This window comes from Methylobacterium sp. WL116, from assembly GCF_008039455.1.
Classification (GTDB): domain Bacteria; phylum Pseudomonadota; class Alphaproteobacteria; order Rhizobiales; family Beijerinckiaceae; genus Methylobacterium.
In genome coordinates, this window is the sequence record NZ_VRUV01000638.1 from 1 (window position 1) to 2,311 (window position 2,311).

At 73.8% G+C, this 2,311-nt stretch carries 4 protein-coding genes; 1 reads left to right on the forward strand and 3 read right to left on the reverse strand.

The window, feature by feature from the left end:
- The coding region (locus FV223_RS25625; RefSeq protein ID WP_281407472.1) for a carbamoyltransferase C-terminal domain-containing protein at window positions 1-514 on the forward strand (514 nt) is incomplete at its 5' end.
- A 303-nt stretch (window positions 515-817) separates the two neighbouring features.
- On the opposite strand, the gene FV223_RS25635 is transcribed toward FV223_RS25625, so the two are convergent.
- From FV223_RS25635 to FV223_RS25645, 3 genes are all read right to left on the reverse strand, one after another.
- Window positions 818-1,492, reverse strand: coding sequence for a haloacid dehalogenase type II (locus tag FV223_RS25635; RefSeq protein ID WP_147729583.1), 675 nt, complete (start codon window positions 1,490-1,492; stop codon window positions 818-820).
- An 8-nt stretch (window positions 1,493-1,500) separates the two neighbouring features.
- Entirely contained in the window at window positions 1,501-1,995 is a 495-nt protein-coding gene (locus FV223_RS25640) for a hypothetical protein (protein ID WP_147729584.1), read from the reverse strand.
- Window positions 1,996-2,101: 106 nt separating this feature from the next.
- The coding region (locus FV223_RS25645) for a PLP-dependent transferase (RefSeq protein WP_187276247.1) at window positions 2,102-2,311 on the reverse strand (210 nt) is incomplete at its 5' end.

Here is a 2,311-nt window from a genome sequence, read left to right on the forward strand (position 1 = left end):
GCTCGTCGGGATCGCGGCCGGCGGCCTCGTCGGCTGGGTCCAGGGCCGGGCCGAGTTCGGCCCGCGCTCGCTCGGCAACCGCTCGATCCTCGCCGACCCGCGGCCGGCGGGCGCGAAGGACGCGCTCAACGCCAAGGTGAAGTACCGCGAGGCCTTCCGGCCCTTCGCCCCCTCGATCCTGGCCGAGGCCGGCCCCGACTGGTTCGAGGCCTATGCCGACAGCCCGTACATGGAGCGCACCCTGGTCTGGCGCGAATCCAAGCGCGACCAGGTCCCGGCGGTGGTGCACGCCGACGGCACCGGCCGGCTCCAGAGCGTGACGCCGGCGCGCAACCCGGCCTACGCCGCGCTGATCGCCGCCTTCGCCGAGATCACCGGCGTGCCGATCCTGCTCAACACCAGCTTCAACGTGATGGGCAAGCCGATCCTCCACACGGCGGAGGACGCGATCCTGATGTTCACCACCACCGGCCTCGACGCCCTGGTGGTGGAGGACTGGATCGTGGTGAAGTGAGGGGTCGGGAGGCGCGCGGGAGCCTTACAGGACCATGGCGGTGCGCCCCGCGCGCATCCCCTCGCCCCGCACGCGGGGAGAGGGCCGCGACGACCCTGTCGTCGGCGCGGCGAGGCGGCAGCCGACGGTGAGGGGGCTTCGACGGCGGAGCCTCGTCCGGTGCCTTCCCCTCACCGCCGCTTCGGCTTCGCCTGCGCTTCCCGGCTACACGACGAGGTGCGGCCGGGCCTCTCCCCGCGTGCGGGGAGAGGGGAACCCGCACCCCATGCGATCCAGGTGAGATGGGGGAGCCGACGCCCCGCCTCAGAACAAGCCCGCGAGATCCGACAGCACCGCCACCGGCGCGAGGTCGGCGTACTCGTCCGGCTTCCCCGTGCGGTTGATCCAGGCGCAGGCGAAGCCGAAGGCAATGGCGCCGGCGATGTCCCAGCGGTTCGAGGAGCAGAACAGCACCGCCTCGGCGGGCACGCCGAGGGCGTCGAGCGCCACGGCGTAGGCGCGCGGATGGGTCTTGAACACGCCGGCCGCGTCGGCCGAGAGCACCGCGTCGAGGCGGGACGCGAGGCCGGCCGAGGCGACCGAGCGGCCGAGCATGGCGTCGTCGCCGTTGGAGAGGATGGCGGTGGACAGGCCGCGCGCGCGCAGGCGCTCCAGCACGCCCGGCACCTCCCCGTAGGCGTCGAGGTCGCGATAGGCGTCGAGCAGCCGGTCGCGCAGGCCCGCGTCGACGTCCGGGTGGCTCGCCAGGGCGAAGTCCAGGGCCCGCTCGGTGAGCTGCCAGAACGGGGCGGTGCGGCCGATCAGCGACAGGGTCCAGCTGTATTCGAGCTGCTTCACCCGCCACAGCTCCGACAGCCGCGCCGCCGCCGGCCCGACGGCGTCGGCATGGCGCTGCACCGCCGAATGCACGTCGAACAGGGTGCCGTAGGCGTCGAACACCACGGCGCGGCGGCCGGCGAGAAGCGGTCTTTCCGACATCGCGGGCGCTACTTCTTCTCGAGCACCTCGATCGGGTTGGTGCGCTGGCTCGCGGCCGGCTCGCGCGTGAGGTTCTGGCTTCCGGCTTCCTGCGGGGCCGCCTTGCCGCCCGGCGCGCCGGGACCGCCGGTGGCGGTGCCGCCGGAATTCGGCTGGGTCGGCACCGTGCCGCTGGCGAGCTCGAGGCAGGTCACCATCTCGACGTAGGACGGGTAGCCGCCGGCCTTGTACTGGTCCTCGCACTGGCGCTTGGCCGAGGGCGTGTAGTCGCCCCAGCGGCGCTCGGCCTCCTTCTTCGCGTCCCGCTCGGAGCGCAGGCAGCCCTCGATGTTGGCGTTGTCGCTGACGCTGACGTTGGCCCGGCTCGCCGACTGGCAGGTCTTCTTGATGTCGAGGTTCGGGACCGTGTCGGCCCGCGCGGCGGTGAAGGCCGCCGGTGCGGCGAGGAGGGCGAGCGCCAGGGCCCCGGTGAGCGCGGCGCCGGCAAGGATGCGTGTCGTCATGGTCCGCTCGTCGTCTCTCGGCGTGGGATGCTCGGAAGTTGTGAGGCACAACGCGCGGCACGCCGGAGGGTCCCGCCCGCGGGACAGGAATCCGAGCCCGCCGCGCTCAGGGGCCCGCGTGGGCGGCCCGGAGCGCCGCGTCGAGGTCGGCGAACAGGTCGTCGGGGTCCTCGAGCCCGGTCGAGAGGCGCAGCAGGTCGGGCGGGCACGGCGTGCCCGGTCCCTCGACCGAGGCGCGGTGCTCGATCAGGCTCTCGACGCCGCCGAGCGAGGTCGCGCGCTTCCACAGGCGCACGCGCGCGGCGGTGGCGATCGC

Bases quoted from the DNA above. Each gene is read 5' to 3' on its own strand.
- FV223_RS25640 (WP_147729584.1), bottom strand. From the start codon at position 1,995: ATGACGACACGCATCCTTGCCGGCGCCGCGCTCACCGGGGCCCTGGCG.
- FV223_RS25635 (WP_147729583.1), bottom strand. From the start codon at position 1,492: ATGTCGGAAAGACCGCTTCTCGCCGGCCGCCGCGCCGTGGTGTTCGAC.